General features: G+C 70.2%; 18 protein-coding genes, 1 pseudogene and 1 riboswitch. Of the genes and pseudogenes, 6 read left to right on the top strand and 13 right to left on the bottom strand.

Annotation, left to right across the window (positions count from 1 at the left end; all coding sequences use genetic code 11):
• Nucleotides 1-124: 124 nt before the first annotated feature.
• The gene (locus AB1046_RS00295) at nt 125-472 is read right to left on the bottom strand and encodes a chorismate mutase (RefSeq protein WP_369371788.1); all 348 of its coding nucleotides are present in this window, start codon (nt 470-472) and stop codon (nt 125-127) included.
• Nucleotides 473-632: 160 nt separating this feature from the next.
• Here AB1046_RS00295 and AB1046_RS00290 point away from each other — a divergent pair, with 160 nt between their 5' ends.
• Complete coding sequence (locus AB1046_RS00290; RefSeq protein ID WP_369371787.1) at nt 633-2,462, top strand: long-chain fatty acid--CoA ligase; 1,830 nt, start codon at nt 633-635, stop codon at nt 2,460-2,462.
• Between the two features lie 108 nt (nt 2,463-2,570).
• On the opposite strand, the gene clpX is transcribed toward AB1046_RS00290, so the two are convergent.
• From clpX to AB1046_RS00235, 11 genes are all read right to left on the bottom strand, one after another.
• Nucleotides 2,571-3,860: an ATP-dependent Clp protease ATP-binding subunit ClpX gene (gene clpX, locus AB1046_RS00285; RefSeq protein ID WP_369371786.1), complete on the bottom strand. Its 1,290-nt coding sequence runs from the start codon at nt 3,858-3,860 to the stop codon at nt 2,571-2,573.
• A gap of 285 nt (nt 3,861-4,145) precedes the next feature.
• A complete protein-coding gene (locus tag AB1046_RS00280; RefSeq protein WP_369371785.1) occupies nt 4,146-4,865 on the bottom strand; it encodes an ATP-dependent Clp protease proteolytic subunit in 720 nt (239 codons plus the stop codon).
• Between the two features lie 44 nt (nt 4,866-4,909).
• The gene (locus AB1046_RS00275; protein WP_369371784.1) at nt 4,910-5,545 is read right to left on the bottom strand and encodes an ATP-dependent Clp protease proteolytic subunit; all 636 of its coding nucleotides are present in this window, start codon (nt 5,543-5,545) and stop codon (nt 4,910-4,912) included.
• Between the two features lie 230 nt (nt 5,546-5,775).
• Nucleotides 5,776-7,164, bottom strand: coding sequence for a trigger factor (gene tig, locus AB1046_RS00270; RefSeq protein WP_369371783.1), 1,389 nt, complete (start codon nt 7,162-7,164; stop codon nt 5,776-5,778).
• Between the two features lie 196 nt (nt 7,165-7,360).
• The gene (locus AB1046_RS00265) at nt 7,361-8,197 is read right to left on the bottom strand and encodes a carbohydrate ABC transporter permease (protein WP_369371782.1); all 837 of its coding nucleotides are present in this window, start codon (nt 8,195-8,197) and stop codon (nt 7,361-7,363) included.
• Nucleotides 8,194-9,114, bottom strand: coding sequence for a carbohydrate ABC transporter permease (locus AB1046_RS00260; RefSeq protein ID WP_369371781.1), 921 nt, complete (start codon nt 9,112-9,114; stop codon nt 8,194-8,196). Before AB1046_RS00260 ends, AB1046_RS00265 begins: the two co-directional genes overlap by 4 nt.
• Nucleotides 9,111-10,415 carry an ABC transporter substrate-binding protein gene (locus AB1046_RS00255; protein WP_369371780.1) on the bottom strand — a complete coding sequence of 435 codons (1,305 nt, stop codon included), beginning with the start codon at nt 10,413-10,415 and terminating at the stop codon, nt 9,111-9,113. The genes AB1046_RS00260 and AB1046_RS00255 overlap by 4 nt, the downstream gene beginning before the upstream one ends.
• Before the next feature lie 40 nt (nt 10,416-10,455).
• A complete protein-coding gene (locus AB1046_RS00250; RefSeq protein ID WP_369371779.1) occupies nt 10,456-11,607 on the bottom strand; it encodes a flavin-containing monooxygenase in 1,152 nt (383 codons plus the stop codon).
• Between the two features lie 32 nt (nt 11,608-11,639).
• On the bottom strand, nt 11,640-12,320 hold the full coding sequence (locus tag AB1046_RS00245) for a hypothetical protein (RefSeq protein ID WP_369371778.1): 681 nt from the start codon (nt 12,318-12,320) through the stop codon (nt 11,640-11,642).
• Between the two features lie 233 nt (nt 12,321-12,553).
• The gene (locus tag AB1046_RS00240; RefSeq protein WP_369371777.1) at nt 12,554-12,940 is read right to left on the bottom strand and encodes a hypothetical protein; all 387 of its coding nucleotides are present in this window, start codon (nt 12,938-12,940) and stop codon (nt 12,554-12,556) included.
• A gap of 92 nt (nt 12,941-13,032) precedes the next feature.
• Nucleotides 13,033-14,115: a glycoside hydrolase family 5 protein gene (locus tag AB1046_RS00235; RefSeq protein ID WP_369371776.1), complete on the bottom strand. Its 1,083-nt coding sequence runs from the start codon at nt 14,113-14,115 to the stop codon at nt 13,033-13,035.
• Nucleotides 14,116-14,387: 272 nt separating this feature from the next.
• On the opposite strand from AB1046_RS00235, the gene cofG reads away from it, so the two are divergent.
• The 4 genes and pseudogenes from cofG to AB1046_RS00215 all read left to right on the top strand — a co-directional run.
• Nucleotides 14,388-16,757, top strand: a complete 2,370-nt coding sequence (cofG, locus tag AB1046_RS00230; protein ID WP_369371775.1) for a 7,8-didemethyl-8-hydroxy-5-deazariboflavin synthase CofG — start codon at nt 14,388-14,390, stop codon at nt 16,755-16,757.
• Nucleotides 16,754-18,220 (top strand): flavin-containing monooxygenase, encoded by a 1,467-nt coding sequence (locus AB1046_RS00225; RefSeq protein ID WP_369371774.1) that lies wholly within the window; start codon nt 16,754-16,756, stop codon nt 18,218-18,220. Before cofG ends, AB1046_RS00225 begins: the two co-directional genes overlap by 4 nt.
• 26 nt (nt 18,221-18,246) lie before the next feature.
• Nucleotides 18,247-19,269 (top strand): proline racemase family protein, encoded by a 1,023-nt coding sequence (locus tag AB1046_RS00220; protein WP_369371773.1) that lies wholly within the window; start codon nt 18,247-18,249, stop codon nt 19,267-19,269.
• Nucleotides 19,266-20,147: pseudogene (locus tag AB1046_RS00215) on the top strand (ornithine cyclodeaminase family protein); the annotation flags it as partial. The gene AB1046_RS00220 and the pseudogene AB1046_RS00215, both read left to right, overlap by 4 nt.
• Before the next feature lie 120 nt (nt 20,148-20,267).
• Here AB1046_RS00215 and AB1046_RS00210 read toward each other — a convergent pair.
• The gene (locus AB1046_RS00210; protein WP_369371772.1) at nt 20,268-21,158 is read right to left on the bottom strand and encodes an RNA polymerase sigma-70 factor; all 891 of its coding nucleotides are present in this window, start codon (nt 21,156-21,158) and stop codon (nt 20,268-20,270) included.
• A gap of 197 nt (nt 21,159-21,355) precedes the next feature.
• Between AB1046_RS00210 and AB1046_RS00205 the strand changes: the two genes are divergently transcribed.
• Nucleotides 21,356-22,696, top strand: a complete 1,341-nt coding sequence (locus tag AB1046_RS00205) for an FAD-binding oxidoreductase (protein ID WP_369371771.1) — start codon at nt 21,356-21,358, stop codon at nt 22,694-22,696.
• A gap of 194 nt (nt 22,697-22,890) precedes the next feature.
• Nucleotides 22,891-23,080, top strand: a riboswitch (cyclic di-AMP (ydaO/yuaA leader).
• Nucleotides 23,081-23,082 lie beyond the last annotated feature (2 nt).

Raw genomic sequence — 23,082 nt, 5'->3', positions numbered from 1 at the left:
CGGATCGCGGGCGCGCGCCACCCCCATGCCGGAATTAGTTGTGACCTGCGCACCAAATATCCCCAGTCGACGTCGGGCAATCCCCCTAGAAGAGCAAAGGCGCGTCAAGAAGGAGTCATTCTCTTCAAGCGTAGGTGTCGACCTCAGGCAGGTCGTCGCCGTTGTGCAGCGCGGCGATGAGCTCGTGGTGCCGGATCACTTCGCTCACGATGAACTGCCGGAACTGCTCGGCGAACGCGGGGTCGAGCCCCGACTCCTCCGCGATGCTCGTGAGGCGCAGGATCTGCTGCTGCTCGCGCGCCGGGTCCGCCGGGGGCAGTCCCCCCACGGCCTTGAGCTCCCCGACCCGCCGCGTCATCTTGAACCGTTCGGCGAGCAGATGGACCAGCGCGGCGTCGATGTTGTCGATGCTCCCGCGGATCTGGATGATCTCGGACGGCACGGGGGCGCTGGTCGGTTCGTTGTCGGACACAGGAAAAGGCTAACCGTCCGGGGACACTACCGACGAAGGCTGTTCCGACCGGCGACACGGATCGGCTACAGTCTGCCGAGCAGGCACGCAACTTGGTGAAGGCCCGGAACTATCGCTTAGCCCCTTCAAGACTTCACGAGACTTCAATGGAGAGCAGCAGATGACACTCGTCACGTCGCCGGCCTTGGTGAAGGTGCCAGAGGGCACCAGCATCAACACGATCCTCGCGGACCGGGTGGCCCGGTCCGGGAACGAGGCTCTGATCGAGCGGCGTGACACCCCCGACGGCCCGTGGATCAAGGTGTCGGCGAGCCAGTTCGAGGACGAGGTCCTTGCTGTCGCCCGCGGCCTCGCGGCCCGTGGCATCCAGGTCGGCGACCGCGTGGCGATCATGTCCCGCACCCGGTACGAGTGGACGCTGATCGACTTCGCGATCTGGGCCGCCGGCGCGGTGGCGGTGCCGGTCTACGAGACGTCGTCGGCCGAGCAGGTCCAGTGGATCCTGTCCGACGCCGATGCCCGGCTCGTCGTCGTCGAGTCCCGTGCGCACGCCGACACGATCGGCCGGGTGCGCCCGAACCTGCCCGGCCTCGAGGACATCCTCGTGATCGACGACGGCGCCGTGCTCGACCTGCGCACGGCGGGCACCAACCTCTCCGCCGGCATCGTGGCGCAGCGTCGCGACGCCGTCCGCGGCCCCGACCTGGCGACGATCATCTACACCTCCGGCTCCACGGGCCGCCCCAAGGGTGTCGAGCTCACGCACGGCAACTTCACGCACCTGACGATCAACGCCTCCGCCGGTATCCCCGAGCTGCTGCACGCCGAGAACGCCCGCACGCTCCTGTTCCTGCCGCTGGCGCACGTGTTCGCCCGCTTCGTCGAGGTCGCGACCATCGCCGGACAGGCGGTGCTGGGCCACGCGCCGGACGTCAAGAACCTCGTCGCCGACCTGGGCTCGTTCCACCCGACCTACCTCCTGGCCGTGCCGCGCGTGTTCGAGAAGGTCTACAACAGCGCCGAGGCGAAGGCGTCCTCGGGTCTCAAGGCCAAGATCTTCGCCTGGTCCGCGCGGGTCGCGGAGGAGTACTCGCGGGCCCTGGACACGCCGTCAGGCCCGGGCGGTGCGCTCAAGGCCAAGCACGCCGTCGCCGACAGGCTCGTCTTCAGCAAGCTCAAGGCCACCATGGGCGGCCAGCTCAAGTGGGCCGTGTCCGGCGGGGCGCCGCTCGGCGACCGGCTCGGCCACTTCTTCCGCGGCTCGTGCGTCACCATCCTGGAGGGCTACGGCCTCACGGAGACCACGGCGCCGACGTCGGTCAACCTGCCGAACCAGACGGTGGTCGGGTCCGTCGGCCCGCCGTTCTTCGGCACCGACGTCGACATAGCGGACGACGGCGAGGTGCTGCTCCGCGGGCCGCACATCTTCCGGGGGTACCGCAACGAGCCGAAGCTGACCGCGGCGGCCTTCGTCGACGGCTGGTTCCGGACCGGCGACCTCGGGCACGTCGACGAGCACGGCCACCTGCACATCACGGGGCGCAAGAAGGAGATCATCGTGACCGCCGGCGGCAAGAACGTCGCCCCGGCCGTGCTCGAGGACCGTATGCGCGCCCACTCGATAGTGAGCCAGGTAGTGGTCGTCGGCGACCAGCGCCCCTTCATCGGCGCGCTCGTCACGCTCGACGCCGAGATGCTGCCCGGCTGGTGCGCCGCGAACGGCCTGCCGAAGCTGTCGGTGGACGAGGCGCGCGTGAACGCGCGGGTGCTGGCCGAGCTCGACAAGGTGGTCGCCCAGGCGAACGAGGCGGTCTCCAAGGCCGAGTCGATCCGCAAGATCCTGGTCCTGGACATCGACTTCACCGAGGAGAACGGCTACCTCACGCCGTCGAGCAAGGTGAAGCGCGCCAAGGTGATCGCGGACTTCGCGGAAACGATCGACGCGCTGTACGCCCCGGCGCCGCACACCCACCCGGCCGCAACCCACTGACCCGGGCCAACGCCGCCCCGATAGGTACGCCGAATTAGAGCGCCTGTCCGGTTCTCCCGTGGTGATCACGGGAGAACCGGACAGGCGCTCTAATTCGGCGTGCCGGGACTAGGCGCTCTTCTCGCGCGGCTGACGTCCTCGGACCGGGCTCTTGCGCGGCACCACCGTCGGGTTCACGTTGTCGAGCACCACGTCGCGTGTAATGAGCACACGCTCGACATCGTCACGGCTCGGCACGTCGAACATGACCTGCTGGAGCACCTCTTCCATGATGGCCCGCAGGCCACGCGCCCCGGTGCCCCGCAGGAGGGCCTGCTCCGCGATGGCGCCGACGGCGGGCTCGTCGAACTCGAGCTCCACACCGTCGATCTGGAACATGCGCTGGTACTGCTTCACGAGCGCGTTCTTCGGCTCGGTGAGGATCCGCACCAGCGCGTCGCGGTCGAGCGGCGAGACGGAGGCGATGACGGGCAGCCGGCCGATGAACTCGGGGATCAGCCCGTACTTCTGCAGGTCCTCGGGCCGGACCTCGGCGAACAGGTCCTCGTCGAGCGCTATCGACTCCATGGGGGCGCTGAAGCCGATGCCGCGCTTGCGGGACCGGGCGGCCACTATGTCGTCCAGCCCGGCGAACGCGCCGGCCACGATGAACAGCACGTTCGTCGTGTCGATCTGGATGAACTCCTGGTGCGGGTGCTTGCGCCCGCCCTGCGGCGGGACCGAGGCGGTGGTGCCCTCGATGATCTTCAGGAGCGCCTGCTGCACCCCCTCGCCGGACACGTCGCGCGTGATCGACGGGTTCTCCGCCTTGCGGGCCACCTTGTCGACCTCGTCGATGTAGATGATGCCCGTCTCGGCCTTCTTGACGTCGTAGTCCGCAGCCTGGATGAGCTTGAGCAGGATGTTCTCGACGTCCTCGCCCACATACCCGGCCTCAGTGAGGGCCGTCGCGTCCGCGATGGCGAACGGCACGTTGAGCATCTTCGCCAGCGTCTGCGCCAGGTAGGTCTTGCCCGTGCCCGTAGGGCCGATGAGCAGGATGTTCGACTTGGCGATCTCTACGGGATCCGGCTCGTCGGGGCTGATCGACCGGCCGGCCTTGCCCGCCTGGATCCGCTTGTAATGGTTGTAGACAGCAACGGCCAGGGCGCGCTTGGCGGGGTCCTGGCCGATGATGTACTGCTCGAGGAAGTCGAAGATCTCGCGTGGTTTGGGCAGCTCGGTCAGGCCGAGCTCCGCAGCCTCACCGAGTTCTTCCTCGATGATCTCGTTGCACAGCTCGATGCACTCGTCGCAGATGTACACGCCCGGCCCGGCGATCAACTTCTTCACCTGCTTCTGCGACTTGCCGCAGAAGTTGCACTTGAGCAGTTCCGCGCCGTCACCGATTCGCACCACTACCTGTCTCCTCGCCTTGTGCACCCTCACGGAGTCCCGCACAGGCCGGCTGACCCAGCAGATCCGCAACGTCGAGCGGTATCAGACCCATTCCACACCACCGGTGGCTGCTTGTCAGCCCGACAACCCGGCGGGTCGCCGAGGCGATTTTCACCACATCATGACAATTTTGTCATGATCTGTACGGCGCGTCCCACAATGCCCGACGCCGGGGCTCGCCGTCCACCAGTATTAGTGGTGCGGCCCCGGCGTCGAAACCGGCATCAACGGGATCGACCGCTGTGGTCAGTTGGTAACGACCACTACCGGCTTGCGCGACTGGAGCACCTCGTCGACCAGGCCGTACTCCTTGGCCTGAGCGGCGGTGAGGATCTTGTCGCGCTCGATGTCGTTGCGCACTTCCTCCTGCGTCTTGCCGCTGTGCGTCGCCAGCGTCAGCTCGAGCCACTCGCGCATGCGGATGAGCTCGTTCGCGTGGATCTCGATGTCCGAGGCCTGCGCGTAGCCGCCACCCTCCATCGCGGGCTGGTGGATCAGCACGCGCGAGTTCGGCAGCGCGAGACGCTTGCCCGGCTGACCCGCGGCCAGCAGGACCGCGGCGGCCGAGGCCGCCTGACCCAGGCACACGGTCTGGATCTGCGGCTTGATGAACTGCATGGTGTCGTACAGCGCCGTCATGGCCGTGAACGAGCCACCCGGCGAGTTGATGTACAGCACCACGTCGCGGTCCGGGTCCTGGGTCTCCAGGACCAGCAGCTGGGCCATGACGTCGTCCGCGGACGCGTCGTCGACCTGGACACCCAGGAAGATGATGCGGTCCTCGAACAGCTTGGTGTACGGGTCCTGGCGCTTGAAGCCGTACGCGGTGCGCTCCTCGAACTGCGGAAGCACGTAACGGGCGGACGGCGTGGCGCCAGCGGTGGCAAACGGCAGCCCCATGCCCGACTGGGCACGTGCGCCGGCCAGGCGCTCTGCGGCTGCGACGAACTGGGCTTCAGGACTCACGATGGATCTCCTCGTCGATCAGGTCTTGATGAGTTTCCGGGCGGTCAGCTGGCCATGCCGCCGCCGCCGGCAAGCGCAGCGCTCTCGACGACGTGGTCGACGAAGCCGTACTCCAGCGCCTCGGCGGCCGTGAACCAGTTGTCCCGGTCGTTGTCCTTGATGATCTTCTCGATCGACTGGCCGGTCTGCTCGGACGTCAGCTCGGCGAGCACCTTCTTCATGTGCATGATGAGCTGCGCGCCGATCCGGACGTCGGTCGCGGTGCCGCCGATGCCGCCCGACGGCTGGTGCATCAGCACGCGGGCGTGCGGCGTGATGTACCGCTTGCCCTTCGTGCCCGACGACAGCAGGAACTGCCCCATGGAGGCGGCCATCCCCATCGCCACGGTCGCCACGTCCGGCTTGATGAACTGCATGGTGTCGTAGATCGCCATGCCGGCCGTGATGGAACCGCCGGGTGAGTTGATGTACAGCCAGATGTCCTTGTCGGGGTCCTCAGCCGCGAGAAGCATCATCTGCGCGCTGATGGCGTTCGCGTTCTCGTCGCGCACCTCCGACCCCAGCCAGATGATGCGCTCCTTGAGCAGCCGGTTGTAGATGGAGTCGTTGAGACCGAAGCCAGCACCCTCCGCCCGAGCTACCGGCCCAGCATCCATCCGCAGCAGATCGTTCACGTCCATCTCCTCGGTATTGACTCTCGTCCTTGGACCACGTCCTACGACGTAGTGTCGCTCGACCCTAACGTGCCCCTGCCCGCCAGAACTCCTGATCCGGCGCCGTTTTCGCCTACAGCGCATCGGTGCTGCCCACGGCGAAGTCGGGGGGAACGCGGACGGCGGTCCGCACCCTCGTACGGGGGTGCGGACCGCCGTCGGGCGTCGTGCTCCGGCCCTCTCGGGCCGGGTGTGCGTCAGGCCTTGGCGGGCTCCGACGCCTCCGGCTCGGCAGCCTCGGGAGCCTCGGCGTCCGCGGCCTCCTGAGCCTGCGCCACCGCCGCGCTGAGCGCGGCCTGGGCCTCGTCGGCCTCTTCCGAACCGATGAACTCGCTCAGGTCCACGACGTTGCCGTCGGAGTCCTTGACCTCGATCTGGCGCAGCGCGACGGCGAGCGCCTTCGAGCGAGCGACCTCGCCGACCATGGCCGGGATCTGACCGCCCTGCTCGAGCGACTGGATGAACTCGCTGGGCTCCATGCCGTACTGCTGCGAGGCGCTCACCAGGTACTCGACGAGCTCGCCCTGGCTGACCTGCACCTTGAGCTTCTCGGCGAGGGTGTCGAGCAGGATCTGGTTCTTGATCGCCTTGGTGGCGTCGGCGGTGACCTCGGCGCGGTGCTCGTCGTCCTCCAGGCGGCTCTCGGACTCGAGGTGACGGTGCACCTCGGCCTCGACCACACCGTTCGGCACGGGGACCTCGACGGTCTCCAGGAGCTTCTCCATGAGGGCGTCACGCGCGGTGACGGCCTGGTTGGAGGTCTTGATGCCGGCGACCTGGGTCTTCAGGTCGTCCTTGAGCTCCTCGAGCGTGTCGAACTCGGAGGCGAGCTGGGCGAAGTCGTCGTCCACCTCGGGCAGGTCGCGCTGCTTGACCGACGTCGCGGTGACGGTGACGTCCGCGTCCTTGCCCTCGTGGTCGCCGCCCGCGAGCGGGGCCTTGAAGGTGGTGGTCTCGCCGGCGGACAGGCCGGTCAGCGCCTCGTCGAGGCCCTCGAGCATGTTGCCGGAGCCGATCTGGTACGAGACGCCCGACACGGAGTCGACCTCCTCGTCGCCGATGACGGCCTTGAGGTCGATGACGATGTAGTCGCCCTCGACGGCGGGGCGGTCCACGCCCACCAGGGTGCCGAAACGCTCGCGCAGGGCGTCCATGCGCTCGGCGACGTCCTCGTCGGTGACGGTCGTCGAGTCGACCGTCAGGTCGACGTCGGACAGCTCGGGGAGCTCGATCTCGGGCCGCACCTCGACCTCGGCCGTGAACTTCAGCGTGCCCTCGCCGGCCTTCGCCGGGACGTCGGTGACGTCGATCTCGGGCTGGGCGAGCGGACGCAGGTCCGTCTCGCTGAGCGCGTCACGGTAGAAGCCGGAGAGGCCGTCGTTCACGGCGTGCTCGATCACTGCGCCCCAGCCGACCCGCTGCTCGATGATGCGTGGGGGCACCTTGCCCTTGCGGAAGCCGGGGACGTTCACCTGCTCCGCGATGTGCTCGTAGGCGTGATCGATGCTCGGCTTGAGCTCGTCGTAGTCCACCTCGACGGTCAGCTTGACCTTGGTGGGCTCCAGGGTCTCGACGGCGCTCTTCACTTCGATGGTCTCCAGAATGTCGGGGGTGCGCGCACGCCGGAGTACAACGTCCCGGGGTGGCGCGGGGATGCTCAGCTCAGTTGCCGCTGCTCGCCGACAGCCTCGCTGACGGCGCTGTGCGGCAGGCGCACGGGCAACCCGTCAATGGTACGCCCCACGACCACGGGCGCCGAATGCAAGACGGCGGCCTCTCCCGTCAGCGCCCCATGCCCGCCGTCAGCCCCGCGACGATCTGCCTGGTCGCCACGAGGAACAGGACCACCAGCGGCAGCGTGGCGATGACCAGCCCCGCGAACAGGGTCGACCACGACGTCTGATACTCCCCGAAGAAGGTCGTCAGACCGACCGGCAGCGTGTACTGCGTGCGGTCGCGCACAAGGATCAGCGGGTAGAAGAAGTCATTCCAGATGGGCACGAACCGGAAGACCACCACGGTGGCGATCGCGGGCCGCACGAGCGGCAGCAGCACCGACCAGAACGTGCGCAGCGGTCCGGCGCCGTCGATCCGGGCGGCGTCCTCCAGCTCGTCGGGCAGCTGGCGCAGGAACGTGGCCAGCACGAACACCGAGAACGGGATGGAGACCGCCGAGTAGACCAGGATCAGGCCGGTCCGGGTCGAGGCGAGGCCGATCGTGTCCAGCAGGTAGAAGATCGGCACGATCATGAGGAACACGGGCATCATCAGGCCCGACACGAACACCTGCTCGATCACCGCCATGAGCCGCGAGCGCGACCGCGCCAGCGCGTACGCGGCCAGCAGCGACACGGCGGTCGACAGCGCCACCGAGGCGGTGGTGACCAGCACCGAGTTGACGAAGTAGGTCGAGAACGACGCCTCGACCCAGGCCTCGCGGTACGCGTCGAACGACGGGCTGGCCGGCAGCCCGAGCGGTTCGGCCACGAGCTCCTGGTCCGACCGGAACGAGTTCCACACCATGATCAGCAGGGGCAGCAGCGCGACGACGGCGTAGCCCCACAGCACCACGTTCACTCCCGTTCGGCCCACCGGGCCCCGGCCACCGGACCGGCTCACGTCAGCCTCCGCTCCATGCGGCGGAACCACCGTGTGAACAGCACGGACACCCCGACGATCACGAGGAACAGCACTATCGCGATCGCGGACGAGATGCCTATCGCGTTCGAGGCTCCCGAGCCGAACGCCGTGCGGTAGAAGAGGAGCGACATGACGTCGGTGGCGCCCGTCGGGCTGCCGTTGGACCCGCCCAGCGCGTACGGGATCGGGAACGCCTCCATGGAGAAGATGAACGTCAGCACGCTCACGGTGCCGATCACCGGCGTCAGCATGGGCAGGGTGACGTGCCAGAACCGCTGCCGGGAGCTCGCGCCGTCGAGCATCGCGGCCTCCTCCATCGTGGGGTCGAGCGACCCGAGCGCGGCGCCGTAGACCAGGAGCGGGAACCCGACCCACTGCCACGCCGTCACCAGCACCACCACCCACAGGGCGGTGTCGGGGTCGCCCAGCCAGGGCTGGGCAACGGACTCCAGGCCGACGGCGCGCAGGACGGCGTTCACCGGGCCGAACAGCGGCGAGAGCAGCAACGACCACAGGTAGCCGACGACCAGCGGCGATACGAGATACGGCATCGTGTAGAGCACCTGGAACAGGCGCCGCGCCCGCTCCCGCTTGTGCAGCACGTACGCCAGCAGCAGGCCCACCGAGTTCTGCACGACCATCGCCCCGGCGAACAGGAGCGCGTTGTGCCCGAACGCGCGCGGCAGCTGGCTGCGGTACGGCTCGGTGGTGATCAGTGCGACGAAGTTGTCCAGCCCGACGAACGCGTCCTGCGCGGTGCCGCGCCAGGAGAACAGCGAGTAGCTCAGCGCTGTCGCCATCGGGTAGAGCACAAAGATCGCGAACAGCGCCGCGGCAGGCAGCAGGAAGAGCAGTGCGACGGGCGTGGGCAGCGCCGCTGTGCGACGCCCGCTCACTCGCCCGGCGTCCACCAGGCCGACAGGCCGTCCTGGATGACCTGCGCGGCGCCCTCGGCGTCGGTGTCGCCGAGGAACAGCTGCTGCCCAGCCTCCCCCATCAGGTCCGTGCCCACGGGGTCGCCGTAGCGGAAGTCCACGAGCAGCAGGTACGGCGCGGGGTTCTCCTGGTACAGGTCCCACATCTCCTGCTGGAGCGGGTCGGAGAACTCGACGCCGGGGATCGGCGAGAACTGCTTGAGCTCGTCGGCCACGAGCTGCCCGAACTCGGGCGTGGCCAGCCAGTTCAGCAGCGTCTCGGACTCCTCCACGTGCTCCGTCGTCGCCGACAGGCCCCAGTTGCCGTCCGCGTACCCGGCGGTGACCGGGTGGTCCAGGGCCGAGCCGGGCGGCGGGGGCACCTGGAACACCCCGAGCTCGAGCTCCGGGTTGGCATCCTGGAAGAACGCTTGCTCGTACGAGCCGCCGGCGAACATCGCTGCCTGCTCGGAGGTGAACAGCACCTGCGCGTCCGTGTACGGCACGCCGGTCACGTCGTCGGGCATGTATTGCTGGAGGTCCTTGAGCGTCTGGAGCGAGTCGACGTAGGCCGGGTCGGTGAAGTCGGTGGCGCCGTCACGCAGGGCCTGCTGGAAGTCGGCACCGCCGTACTGGGCGGCGGTCAGGGCGTCGTGCACGGTCGGCACGAACCACCCGTCGCGCGCGCCGACCGCGAGCGGGGTCACGTCCTGCTCCAGGAGCGCGTCGTTCAGGGCGATGAAGTCGTCCCAGGTCTCGGGCTCCGCCAGGCCGTGCTCCTCGAAGATCGCGGTGTTGTAGTAGACCTGGATCGTCTGGGTGGCGAGCGGCACGCCGTAGACCGCGCCGTCCTCCCGGCCGCGAGCGCCGTCGAGCGCCGTCTCGTCGAAGTCGGCGAGCGCCGGGACGAGGTCCTCCAGCGGTTCCAGGTTGCCGCCGTCGACGAGCGGCTGGAGCTGTCCGTAGGACCGCACCTGGGCGATGTCGGGCCCGTCCGAGCCGGTCATGCCGGTCTGCAGCACCTGGTTGTACTCGGTGTTGAGGTAGGCCTGGAAGTTCACCGTGATGCAGGGGTTGGCCTGCTCGAAGACGTCGAAGATCTGCTCGTACGTGTCGACGTCCTCGGTGCGCCAGGACCAGACGTCGAGGGCTACGGCTTCGCCGTCGCATCCCTCGCCGGGGGCTGCCCCTGGCTCCGGGCTGTCGGACGACGGCGCGCACGCGCCGAGCGTCAGCGCCACGAAGGCGGTGGTGACTGCGGCGACGGTCGTTCGGCGGTTCATGCGCCGGACGTTTCCGTCCCGACGTCGGAGTGTCAAGCATTTACGCTGAATCGAAATAACGCGCCGCGTTGCGCGCGATGCGGCGGGCGTCCGCCGCCATCTCCAGGAACATGCCGCTGATCGGGTTGGTGAAGCCCGTGAAGTAGAGGCCGGGCGCGGCGGGGCGGCCGTTGGTCGCGATCGGCTTGCCGCGCTCGCCGAGCACACCCAGGTGGCCAAGCACCGGTTCCAGCGCCCGGCGGTACCCGGTGGCGGCGAGCACGACGTCGGGGGCGAGCCGGGCGCCGTCGGCCAGGACCACCTCGCCGCCGTCGAACCGCTCGATCGGTGCGACCACCTGGATCGCACCCGACTCGACGGCGGCGACCAGGCCGATGTCCTGCACCGGGATGGCGCCCTGGGCAACGCGGCTGGCCAGGCCCACCGCGGGGATCGGCAGCCCGAGGTGCGACACGTCCGGAAAGCTGGCCCTGCGGACGGGGACGCTCAGCGCGTCGACCAGGGCGGTCGGCAGGTGCCGCACCAGCAGGCCCGTGTACTGCGCGGCCCACGGGCCCTGGTTGCGGCGCACGATGTGCGGCGGCGTTCGGACCGCGAGGCGGACGCTCGCCGCGCCGCCCTCGGCGAGGTCCTGGGCGATCTCGGCGCCGGTGTTGCCCACGCCTACGACCAGAACGTCCTGGCCGGCGTGGGGGGCCGGGTTGCGGTAGTGGCTCGCGTGCACGATCTGTCCGGTGAACCCGTCCGCGCCCGGCCAGTCGGGCACGTGCGGGGTGTGGTTGTAGCCGGTGGCGACGACGACGGCGTCCGCCGTGCGTGGGCCTGCGGTGGTGGTGACCGTCCAGGTGCGGTGCGCACGGCCTTCGCCGTCGGCGGGGCCCTCGCGGTCGAGGCGCGTGACCTCGACGCCGTGCTCGATCCGCAGGTCGTGGTGCTTCGTATACGCCTCGAGGTAGCGGACGACGTCGTCCCGGGCGACCCAGCGGCCGAACTCGCGCGGGATCGGCAGGCCGGGCAACCCCGAGAGGCCGCGCGTGGTGTGCAGGTGCAGGCGGTCGTAGTGGTGCCGCCAGGCGTTACCGACGTGCTCCGACTTCTCGAGGACCGTGACGTCCACGCCCTTGGCCTGCAGTGCTGCCGCGGCGGCGAGGCCGGCGGGTCCGGCGCCGATGACGTAAGCGGTGTGGGGCATGGGTGGAGCGTAGTGGGCTGCTGGGCTGTCTCTCAGGGCTTTGCCGCCACCACTTCACGAAGTTTCGAGAGCGATTGGAGCCACGCGCTGGTGTGCGGCGAAACCCAAGCCGTCAGGCTGCACGCGGCGGCGAAATCGTCGAGCAAGTCGCGCCGATGGATCGGCTCGTGATGCGCCACTCGGTTGCGAACGAACTGCATCTTGCGCATGAGGTGAGCCACTGCGCGCTGCCGGCTGAGCAGATCGGCATCACCGTGCGGAAAAGCCTTGTAGAGCGCGGGCGTCCACAACGCGGTCAGGTACCTGGACTCAACGAGAAACCGCCAAAAGCCGAGCGGCAGTTCGGCGATCACCTTGCCATGAATCTCAGGGACCCTGCCAGACCGGGTAGCACGGTCACGAGCTGTTTTCAGCGCGTCGGCACCTTGCCGGTCAAGATGCACATGATCGAACCAGATCTCGTCACCGAACCGTGAAGCCGACCAAGTCCGTAACTCACGGTCCAGTGCGTTTCGCACAACGACCTCGACGATCGATGTCAGCCCAAGCACGCTGACGGAAGCCCGAAGGTTCCACTCATAGAGGCGAAACGCGCATGCAAGATCGCCGCCGCTTGCCCTCAGGTAGGAGCGCAGCCGCTCGATGGTGACAAAATCACGGAGCACCTCGTAGTCCCACGCCCTATCGAGCTCGTGGACCAGTCCGCTTGACAAGTTCTCCAGCCTCCGTAAAGTTACTTCTGAAAACCCCGGAACGATCACTGGCCTAGCCAAATCGCCGGGGTTACGCCTTCCCCGGGGTAGCCGCGCATCTCGCAGCACCTCCAGACTAGATACGCCTGAGGCTGCCTGCGCGCCGAATTTCTGGCCGGTGAGTGCCAAGGCGCCTCAAGTACGGCAACAACCTCGAACGTTGCGGATACGCAACGAAAAAGAGGTACAGCTGCTCAGCCCAGCGGCGGGCCGAACAGCACCTCGTGGTCGCGGTAGAGCAGCTCGCCGCTGGTCTCGACGATCGCAGCGAGGAGGTCGGTGGTCGCCGTCGTCGCGTGGATCTCGCCCGACTCCCAGATCGCCGCCTGACCGGGCAGGATCAGCCAGCGTTCGTCGGCGTCGCCGTCGAGGCCCCTAGACGTGACCAGTCCGTCGCCTGCGAGCACGGCGAAGACCTGGAGCGACGTCGCCGGGTGCTCCCCCAGTGAGCCGCCCGCGACGATGCGGGCGATGTTGACCGTGGTGCGCTCGGCGTCGAGCACCTGGGGAAGGAAGTCCATGTCGACGCCGTCGCTGCCGAACCGCGAGATCTCTCGGACGGGGAGCTGAATGATGCGCATCGGCTGATCCTCCCGCACGTCTCGCCGGGGCGGGGGTGCCAGGTGGGCTGAACTGCGTTCGACCCACCTGGCACCCGCTCACCGAGGGGGCCTTACGCGCCGGCCCGGATCTGGTCGCGGATCCAACGGCCGGCCTCCTTGAGGTTCCCGGTCCCGAAGGAGCCGCTGGCGCAGGACCCCTCGGTGAGGACCGCGCCGGACCGGTGGTCGTCGGAGAAGTTCCAGTTCACCCAGCTGATCTTCTTCGACGCCGCGAGGTTGAGGTACCGCTGGGACATGTTGAAGTCGTTGGCGCCCTCCCCCGCGTAGTTCTGCGTGCCGAACTCCGTGATGAACACGGGGATCCGGTCCGCGGCGCGGGAGAGCGCGTCCAGGTACTCCTGGCCGTGCGACGCCGCGTAGAAGTGGAACGTGTACATCACGTTCGAGGCGTTGACCGGGTTGTTCACGACCTCGGACTCGTTCGCGCCGTCGGAGACACCCAGCGAGGACCAGGCACGAGTACCCAGGAGGATGACGGCGTCCGGGTCCTGCGCGCGGATAACCGGGATGATCTGCTCGTGGTAGCCCTTGATGGTCTGCCACGACACGCCGTTGGGCTCGTTGGCGACCTCGTAGATGATGTTGTTGTTGCCGTTGTTCCGCTGGGCGATGGCGGTGAAGAACGTCTTGGCGCGCTGCAGGTTGAAGTTCGGGTCACCGGGATCGAGCATGTGCCAGTCGACGATGGCGTACACACCGCGCGCCGTGAGCTTGTCGATGTACTCGTTCACCAGGGCGGTGAACCGTTGCGGGTTGGTCTCGTAACCACCCTCCTGCACGTAGGTGGAAATCCGTACGACGTCCGCGCCCCAGTCGTTCGCGAGGGTGTCGAGCGAGGCATTGGTCACACACTGGGAGTACCACTGGGTGCCGTGCGTGCTCATTCCGCGGAGCTGGATCTGCGTGCCCTGCTGGTTGCACAGGCGGACGCCGCAGACGCGGAGCTGACCGTTCGCCGCGACGGGGGTGGCCTGCGGCGCGGCCGCGGACTGCGGCGTCGTCGATCCAGTGTCGTCGGCTGGTGCGACGGTGGAGACGGCAGTGGCGGGCAGCAGGGGCACAACGGCCGTTCCTAGGGCCAGCATCGCGGCTGTAGCCACAGCGGCGATGATCGGTGCGCGGCGGGAGACCATGGTGAAACCACCTCAGTTCGTCGACGAAGCCGAAGCAGGTCGCGGCTACGCTGCCCCGCCTGCCGGTCCCGGCGACGCTAGCAAGATGCATGGCTGGGTGAAATGGGGGATTCCCACACCATAGAACTGGTCGTCGTCGGTGGATGAATCTCGCGGTGTCTTACGTTGGGTCGGGCAAGTGATCCACCGCCGGATGGCACTGCCCGATGACATAGTGTCGGCCCGTCCCCTCCGGACCATCCTGATCCCGTTCCTGCACCCGAGGTGGGCCCATGACAGTTCCCCTGACCCTGCGTTTGCCTTCGCACGACGCTGAGCAGCCAGGTCAGCCGCCGGCCCCGGACCGCCAGCTCCTCGAAGCGGCCCTCGACCGGCTGGAGCAAGGCGGCGGCACAACCCCGGACCGGGCCGACGCCGAGGTGCTGCTCCACGCCCGCGACACCGACCTGGACCGGCTCCTCGCCGTCGCGGGCGCGCTGCGCGACCAGGGCCTGACGGAGGCCGGCCGCCCCGGTGTCATCACTTACTCCCGCAAGGTGTTCGTCCCGCTGACGCACCTGTGCCAGGACCGCTGCCACTACTGCATCTTCGTGCAGTCGCCGGGCAAGCTCGCCAAGGCCGGCATCTCGCCGTACATGGAGGCCGACGCCGTCCTGGAGGTCGCCCGGCAGGGCGCCGCGCTCGGCTGCAAGGAGGCCCTGCTCACCCTCGGCGACCGCCCGGAGAACCGCTGGCCGGTGGCCCGGCAGTGGCTCGACGACCACGGCTACGCCTCGACCCTCGACTATGTGGGCCACATGGCCCGCCTGATCCTCGACGAGACGGGCCTGCTCCCCCACCTCAACCCGGGCGTCATGTCGTGGGCGGAGCTACAGCGGCTCAAGCCCGTCGGCCCGTCGATGGGCATGATGCTGGAGACGACGTCGTCGCGCCTGTGGACCGAGAAGGGCGAGGCGCACTTCGGCTCCCCCGACAAGGACCCGGCCCTGCGGCTGCGCGTGATCGACGACGCCGGCCGGTCTCGCATCCCGTTCACCACCGGCGTGCTGCTCGGCATCGGCGAGAACTACGCCGAGCGGGTGGACTCGATCCTGGCGCTGCGCGACGTGCAGGCCCGGCACGGGCACATCCAAGAGGTGATCGTGCAGAACTTCCGCGCGAAGTCGGCTACGGCGATGATGGGCGCCGTCGACCTGGAGACCCAGGAGTACGTCGCCGCCGTCGCGGTGACCCGCGTGCTGCTCGGCCCGGGGATGCGTGTGCAGGCGCCACCCAACCTGACCGACGCCGCCGAGCTGCAGCTCCTGGTCCGCGCCGGTATCGACGACTGGGGCGGCGTCAGCCCGCTGACCCCCGACCATGTGAACCCCGAGCGCCCCTGGCCGCACATCGAGGACCTGGCCCGGCTCACCAGCGAGGGCGGGTACACGCTGCGCGAGCGCCTCACTGCGCACCCGCACTACCTGCGCGAGGCGCGCGCCGGCGCGGAGTGGCTCGACGACCGCCTCCGCGACCGCGTCCTGGCCCTCGCTGACGACTACGGCCTGGCCCGCCACGACGCCCTCCTGGGCGAGTTCCCGTCCTCGCTCCCGAGCGCGGCCCCGAACCCAGCACCAGCGGGCAGGCTGGCCGGGCTGCTCGCCGACGCCGAGAGCGACCCCGCCGGGGTGGACGATGCCGGTTGGGTGGAGCTGCTCGGGGCCGACGGCGCCGACCTTGAAGAGCTCGCCGCGCTCGCGGACCAGGTGCGCCGCGAGCGGGTCGGGAACGCCGTGTCGTACGCGGTGAACCGGAACATCGACGCTTCCCCGGGGCTCTCCCCCGAGCAGGTTGCGGGTCTGGCGGCTGAGGCCGTCGCGCTCGGCGCCACCGAGGTGTGCGCGCAGGGCATGCCGCCGGCCGCGCTGGGCGCGGACGGATACCTCGACCTGGCCCGCGCGGTGAAATCGGGCGGGGTCTCGCACCTGCACGCGTTCCGGCCCGCCGAGCTGGCCGACGGCGCCGCGCGCGCCGGTCTGCCCCTCGCGGACTGGCTGACGGCGCTCCACGAGGCGGGCGTCGACACGGTGCCGGGCACGGGGGCACGCATCCTCGACGACCGGATCAGGGCACTGCTCACCGGCGGCTCCGACATCCCCGCCGAACGCTGGATCGAGCTGGTCACAGCGGCCCACACAGCGGGCCTGCGGTCCACCGCGACCATCGTCTATGGGCACGTCGAGTCGGCCCGTGACCAGGTGCGGCACCTGCGCGCCCTGGCCCGCGTCCAGGACGAGACGGGCGGGTTCACCGAGCTCATCCCCATGCCGTGGCTGCCGTCCGAGTCGCCCGTACCGGTGCCCGGTGCCCGCGTGGCGACGCTGCGCGAGAGCCGCGCCCTGCACGCGGTGGCGCGCCTCATGCTCGCCGGCCGGATCGACCACGTGCAGGCCGCATGGACCAAGCTCGGGATGCGCGGGGCGCAGCTGGTGCTCGCGGGCGGCGCGGATGACCTGGGCGGTGTGCTGCTCGACGGCGCCCTGGACCCGGGCGCCGGACCCGAGCAGGGGCGGGAGCTATCGGTGGGGGACGTGACGCGGCTCGCCGCGGAGCTGGACCGGCCCGTGCGGCAGCGCACGACCACGTACGAGCAGGTGGGGTGACGGCCGCGCACCAGGACCCGCACGGGGCCGCCCACGTCGACGTCGCGGTCGTTGGCGCCGGGCTGGCCGGGGTCGGCCTCGGCGCCCGCCTGCGGCGCGCCGGCCGCACGGACTTCGCGATCCTGGAGCGGGCGGACGACGTCGGCGGCACCTGGCGCGACAACGTCTACCCGGGCGTCGCGTGCGACATCCCCAGCGCCCTGTACTCCTATTCGTTCCTGCCGCAGCCCGCCTGGTCGCGGGTGTTCGCGCCGGGCGCCGAGATCCACCGGTACGTGCAAGACGTAGCGCGGGCCGAGGGCGTGGATCAGCATCTACGCCTCGGCACCTCGCTCACTGGTGCCCGCTGGGACGACGACGAGGCCACGTGGCACCTGTCGACGTCGCGCGGGCCGTTGAGCGCGCGGGTCCTGGTGACCGCCGTCGGCCGGCTCAGCGAGCCCCGGGTGCCCGAGATCCCGGGGCTCGGCACGTTCCCCGGGCGGGTGTTCCACTCGGCCCGGTGGGACCAGGACCTGCCCGCCGGGCTACGGGTCGGCGTGGTCGGCACGGGGGCGAGCGCCGTACAGCTGGTGCCGGAGCTAGCCCGCCGGGCGGCGTCCGTCGTCGTATTGCAGCGCACCCCGCCCTGGGTGCTGCCGCGGGGCGACCGGGCGTACGCGCCCGGCGAGGCCCGGCCCGGCCGGGACGAGCTCGCGGAGGAGGCGGACCGCCTCTTCGAGGCGCGGCTGGCAGGCACGACGGCGGAGGCCGCGCTCCGCGAACGCGCCGAAGCCCACCTGCGCGCCCAGGTGCCGGACCCGGAGCTGCGGGCGCTGCTCACCCCGGACTACGCGGTGGGCTGCAAGCGCGCGCTGTTCAGCGACGACTGGTACCCGGCCCTGCAACAGCCCGGCGTCACGCTTGAACCGAGCGCGCCGGTCGCGGTAGAGGGCTCGGCGCTGGTCGCGGCGTCGGGCGCCCGGTACGAGGTGGACGTGCTGGTGCTGGCCACGGGGTTCGAGACCACCCGCCCACCGTTCGCCGAGCTCGTGACCGGCCGGGGGGCGCAGACGCTCGCCGAGCACTGGGCCGACGGCATGACCAGCCATGCCTCCACGGTGGTGCACGGATTCCCGAACCTGTTCGTGCTGGACGGGCCCAACGCGGGACTTGGCCATCATTCGGCGCTGGAGGTGATCGAGGCGCAGATCGGCTACGTGCTCGGGGCGCTCGACCACCTGGACGCGAACGACGCGCCGCTGGAGGTATCGGCCGCGGCCGAGGCCGCCTATACGCGCGAGATCGACCAGCGCGCCGCCGGGACCGTGTGGCTGCGCGGCGGCTGCCGCTCCTGGTACGTGGACGAGCGCTCGGGCCGCCTCACGCTCCTGTGGCCGGGCCGCGCCGCGGAGTACCGCGAGCGCTTCGCCGTATTCGACCCGACGCCGTTCCCCCGGCCCGTGGGCACCCCGTCCAGATGACCACAGCAGATGGATAGGCTCGCGGCGTGATCCCGTCGAGCGTCGCCACCACCGACTACCACACAGCCGGCGAGCCGTTCCGGATCGTCGCGGAGCCCCCGGTGCCGCTGCCGGGTGATTCGGTGGCCGACCGCCGGGTCCGCGCCCTGGCGAGCGCGGACGCCCAGGGGCTGCGGCAGCTCCTGTGCTCCGAGCCGCGCGGACACGCGGACATGTACGGGGGCTTCATCGTCCCGCCGGACGACGACGGCGCTCACCTCGGCGTGCTCTTCTGGCACCAGGACGGGTTCTCGACGGCGTGCGGGCACGGCACCATCGCGCTGGGCGCCTGGGCCGTGGACACCGGCCTGGTCCCGGGGCCTGACGACGGGACGGTCGACGTCGTGATCGACGTACCCTCTGGCCGGGTCACCGCGCGGGTACATCGGGCGGCCGGGCGGACGGTCGCGATCGACTTCGTCAACGTGCCCAGCTACGTGCTCGCCCGCGACCTGGCCGTACCCACCTCGCGGGGCGTCGCGGCGGCGACCCTGGTCTACGGCGGGGCGATCTACGCGAGCGTGGACGCGACGACGCTCGGCCTGTCGGTGGACCCGGCGAGCTACGGGGACCTCATCGCGGTGGGGCGCGAGATCAAGCATGCCCTGGACGCCGACGGCGCCGCGGTCCACCCCGAGGACCCGCGCCTGAGCGGGGTGTACGGCACGATCCTGTGGGAGGAGCTGGGCGACGACGCCGACGCCACCGTGCACCAGCGCAACGTCACCGTCTTCGCCGACGGCCAGGTCGACCGGTCCCCCTGCGGCTCGGGCACGTGCGCACGCCTGGCGATCCTGGCCGACGACGGCCGGGTCGGCGTAGGCGGCCCGACGCTGCACCACGAGTCGATAGTCGGCTCGACGTTCACCGGCGCCGTCGTCGGCACAACGCGGGAAGGCGAACGACCAGCGGTGATTCCCCAGGTCACCGGCATGGCGTACCGCACGGGCGAGCACCGGTTCGTGGTCGACGCAGCCGACCCCCTCGGCCCAGGGTTTGTGCTCCGATGAGCGCGCCCCTCGTGCTGGACGCCGCGGCTGTGGCGGCCGCCTGCTCCCCCGCCGACGCCGTCACCGCCCTCCGCGCCGCCCTCGCGGGCGGGCTGGACCCGGCCGCCGACCTGCCGCGCCAGGGTGTGCCGGTGCGGGCCGGCGAGCTGCTGCTCATGCCGTCCGACGGCGGCGGCGACCGGACGCACGTCGGGATCAAGGTCGCCACGGTTGCCCCCGCCAACGCGGCCCTCGGGCTTCCCCGCGTCCAGGGTTCCTACCTGCTCCTCGACGCTGCCACGCTCGGCGTGGTCGCCGTGCTGGACGGGATCGCCCTGACCACGCTGCGCACGCCCGCAGTGTCGGTGGCGGCGGTGCTGGACCGGCTGCTCGACGGCGCGGACCCGCTCCGCGTGGCGGTCATCGGCGCGGGACCGCAGGCGCACGGGCACGTCGCGACGCTCGCGGACGCACTGGGCGGGCGCCGGACGCTGGGTGAGGTCACCCAGCTCGTCCGGGACCCGGACCGGGTCGCCCGGACCGACGGCGCACGGATCGATGGCGCCACCGTGGTCCGGCTGGGCGGCCGGGAGTCCGACGACGCGCTGCGCGCCGCCGACGTCGTCGTGTGTACGACGTCGGCGCGCGAGGCGCTGTTCGACGCCGCCCTGATCGCCGACACCGCTGCCGTGATCGCCGTCGGCTCGCACGAGCCGGACGCCCGGGAGCTGCCCGCCGGGCTGCTCGCGCGCGCCACCGTCGTCGTCGAGGATCCGGGCGCGGCCCTGCGCGAGGCGGGCGACGTCGTCCTGGCGATAGCGGACGGCGCGCTCCGCGCCGAGGACCTGGTGCCGCTGCGCGACGTCGTGACCGGCGCTGTGCGACCCGACCCCGCGCGGCCGCTCGTGTTCAAGAGCACGGGCATGTCCTGGGAGGACCTGGTGGTGGCCGAGGCAGTGCTCGCGGAGCCGGCTAGCCCGGACCGGCCGAGCGGCTCAGCGGCCGAGCGGCTCAGCGGCTCAGCGGCTCAGCAAGGTCTCCCGCTCCATGTGCGACAGCTTGTCGGGGTTGCGCACCGCGTAGAGCCCGGTGACGAGGCTGTTGTCGATGCGCACCGCCAGGACGGTGCTGATCTTGCCCTCGACCCGGACGATCAGCGCCGGGTAGCCGTTGACCTGCGCCGGCTCCAGCACCGCCACGTCGGGGATCCGGCCCAGCACGAACGCCACACCATCGGCGCCCACGAGGGGCTCCAGAGCGGCCGGCACCACGCCGCCGCCGTCGCTCAGCAGCACGACGTCGGGCGCGAGGACGTCGAGCAGGCTCTGCAGGTCGCCCGTCTCGACCGCCCCCCGGAACGCTGCGAGCACGCTGCGGGTCTCGGCGGCGGAGGCGACCCCGCGCGGTCGGCGCGCCGCGATGTGTGCTCGCGCCCGGTGAGCGATCTGGCGGATCGCCGCCGGCTTCTTGTCGACGGCGTCCGCGATCTCGTCGTAGTCCAGGGCAAACACCTCCCGCAGCACAAATACCGCCCGCTCGGTCGGTGCGAGCGTCTCCAGCACCAGCAGCATCGCCATCGAGACGCTGTCGGCCAGCTCGACGTCCTCGGCGACGTCGGGCGCGGTGAGCAGCGGCTCCGGCAACCAGGGGCCGACATACGACTCCTTGCGCCGGCCGAGCGTGCGCAGCCGGGTCAGCGCCTGCCGGGTGGTGATCCGGATCAGGTACGCCCGGGGCTCCCGCACCGAATCGAGGTCGACGCCCGCCCACCGCAGCCACGTCTCCTGCAGAACGTCCTCGGCGTCGGCGGCGGAGCCCAGCATCTCGTAGGCGATCGTGAACAGCAGGTTGCGGTGGGCGACGAACGCCTCGGTGGCGGGGTCGGGTGCGGCCTGGGACGTGCCTGCCATGGGTGGCTCCTGTTCGTCTGGACAGTCTCACCACAGGACGCCGGGCAGCGCCATCTTGTGACACCGGCGCTTCAGCCGCCCGATATGGCCCAGGTCACATGGCCGCCTGTCACACGCATCGGGTCCGCGGAGTCTTGTGGTCGTTCGGTGCAACACGCAAGGTCACCCCCTGTGGAACCCCCTCTGGAAGGAACGTCATGAACTCAGCGCTCGAAACTCTTCGCCGCGGCTTCGGCGGCGACATCATCGAGCCCGGCGGAGCCGAGTACGAGTCGGCCAGTCGCTCGGTGCTGACTACGGGTAGCCCGGCGTATGTCCTGCGGCCCAAGACGGTCGAGGACGTGCGGGCGGCTGTCGGATTCGCCGGCGGCTCGGGGCTCGCCCTGTCAGTGCGCGGCGGCGGCCACAGCTTTCCGGGCTTCGGCACCAATCACGGCGGCGTCGTGATCGACCTGAGCGAGCTCGCGGACATCGAGGTCGTCGACGACGAACGTCACCTCGTGCGGATCGGCGGCGGCGCCACCTGGGGCCAGGTCGCGACGGCACTGGCCGCGCACGGCCTGGCGATCTCCTCGGGCGACACCCGGAGCGTCGGCGTCGGCGGGCTGACGCTGAGCGGCGGAATCGGCTGGAAGGTACGGAAGTACGGCCTGGCCCTGGACAACTTGGTCGCCGCTGAGGTGGTCATCGCCGACGGCGAGGTCGTGACCGCGAGCGCCGAGCAGAACCCGGACCTGTTCTGGGCGATCCGCGGTGGCGGCGGCAACTTCGGTGTCGTGACCGCCTTCGAGTTCGCGGCGCACCCGACGACCGACGTCTTCTTCGGCAAGGTCACCTTCCCGGCGGCGGAGGCCGGTGCCGTGCTCCAGGGCTGGGCGGACTACCTCCGTACCGCCCCGGAGGAGCTCACGTCCATCGCGAGCCTCGCCAACCCGTTCGCCGGCGGCCCCGAGGCTCCGGTCGAGATCCACGTCGCCTTCGACGGCGACGACGCAGAGCTCGCGGACCGGGCGCTGGACCCGATCCGCCGGCTCGGGACGGTCCTGGACGACGACGTCGCGCTGACGCCGTACGCGGACATCCTCGAAGAGGGCGCGACGCCGCCGCCCGGCATCCAGCTTGTCGCCCGGAACGGGTTCGTCGAGCGGGAGTCGGTGCCCGAGACCCTGCGGATCCTCGCCGAGGTCGGGACGTCGCCGGGGTCGCCGCTGATCGCCGTCCGCGGGGTGGGTGGTGCGGTGTCCAAGGTCCCGGACGATGCGACCGCCTATCCGCACCGCAGAGCGGAGCTGATGGTCGTGACCCTCACCGGTGGTCCGCAGCCGGTCGTCGAGGCGGCTCGTCCGGGCCTGGACGCGATCTGGGGGCGGCTCGCCCCCCAGCTCAGCGGCGCCTACGCGAACTTCCTCTCGACGGCCACCGAGGATGACGTCGCAGCGGTCTACCCCGCCAAGACGTACCACCGGCTGGCGGGGATCAAGCGTCGGTACGACCCCGAGAACCTGTTCGCGGGCAACCACAACGTGCTGCCGGAGTAGGTCTCACCCGACAATTCGGTCTCCGGTGCGCGGGCACCGCCCTGACCAGGGCGGGGACCCGCGCACTGTGACCTATCCCATGTCCGATTTGCCGTCAATAGGTACGCCAGCAGGCCGGATAGGCGTAATCCGATTGTGACTATCGGACGGTCGGGGGTTACGTTCGATCCCGCTCACGGCAATTCCGTGAGCTCTCGAGGCGGACGCCGAGCCCTGTCACCGCCGCGAGATCTGCAACAGCCAGACGACAGGGACGGGGGAACCACCGTTTGCGGGCACCATCGGGTGCCCTTGGGGTGAAGCCGCACAACGAGCAGTACCGCGGCCGGGTCAGTCTCCGATCCGAATCCGACAGCTCACCTCGTAGGCGCCGGGAGAGACAGAAC

It is taken from the genome of Promicromonospora sp. Populi (assembly GCF_041081105.1).
In the GTDB taxonomy this organism is placed as follows: Bacteria; Actinomycetota; Actinomycetes; order Actinomycetales; family Cellulomonadaceae; genus Promicromonospora.
The sequence above is the reverse complement of the archived record's forward strand: the minus strand, read 5'-3'. Positions and strand labels throughout refer to the sequence as shown.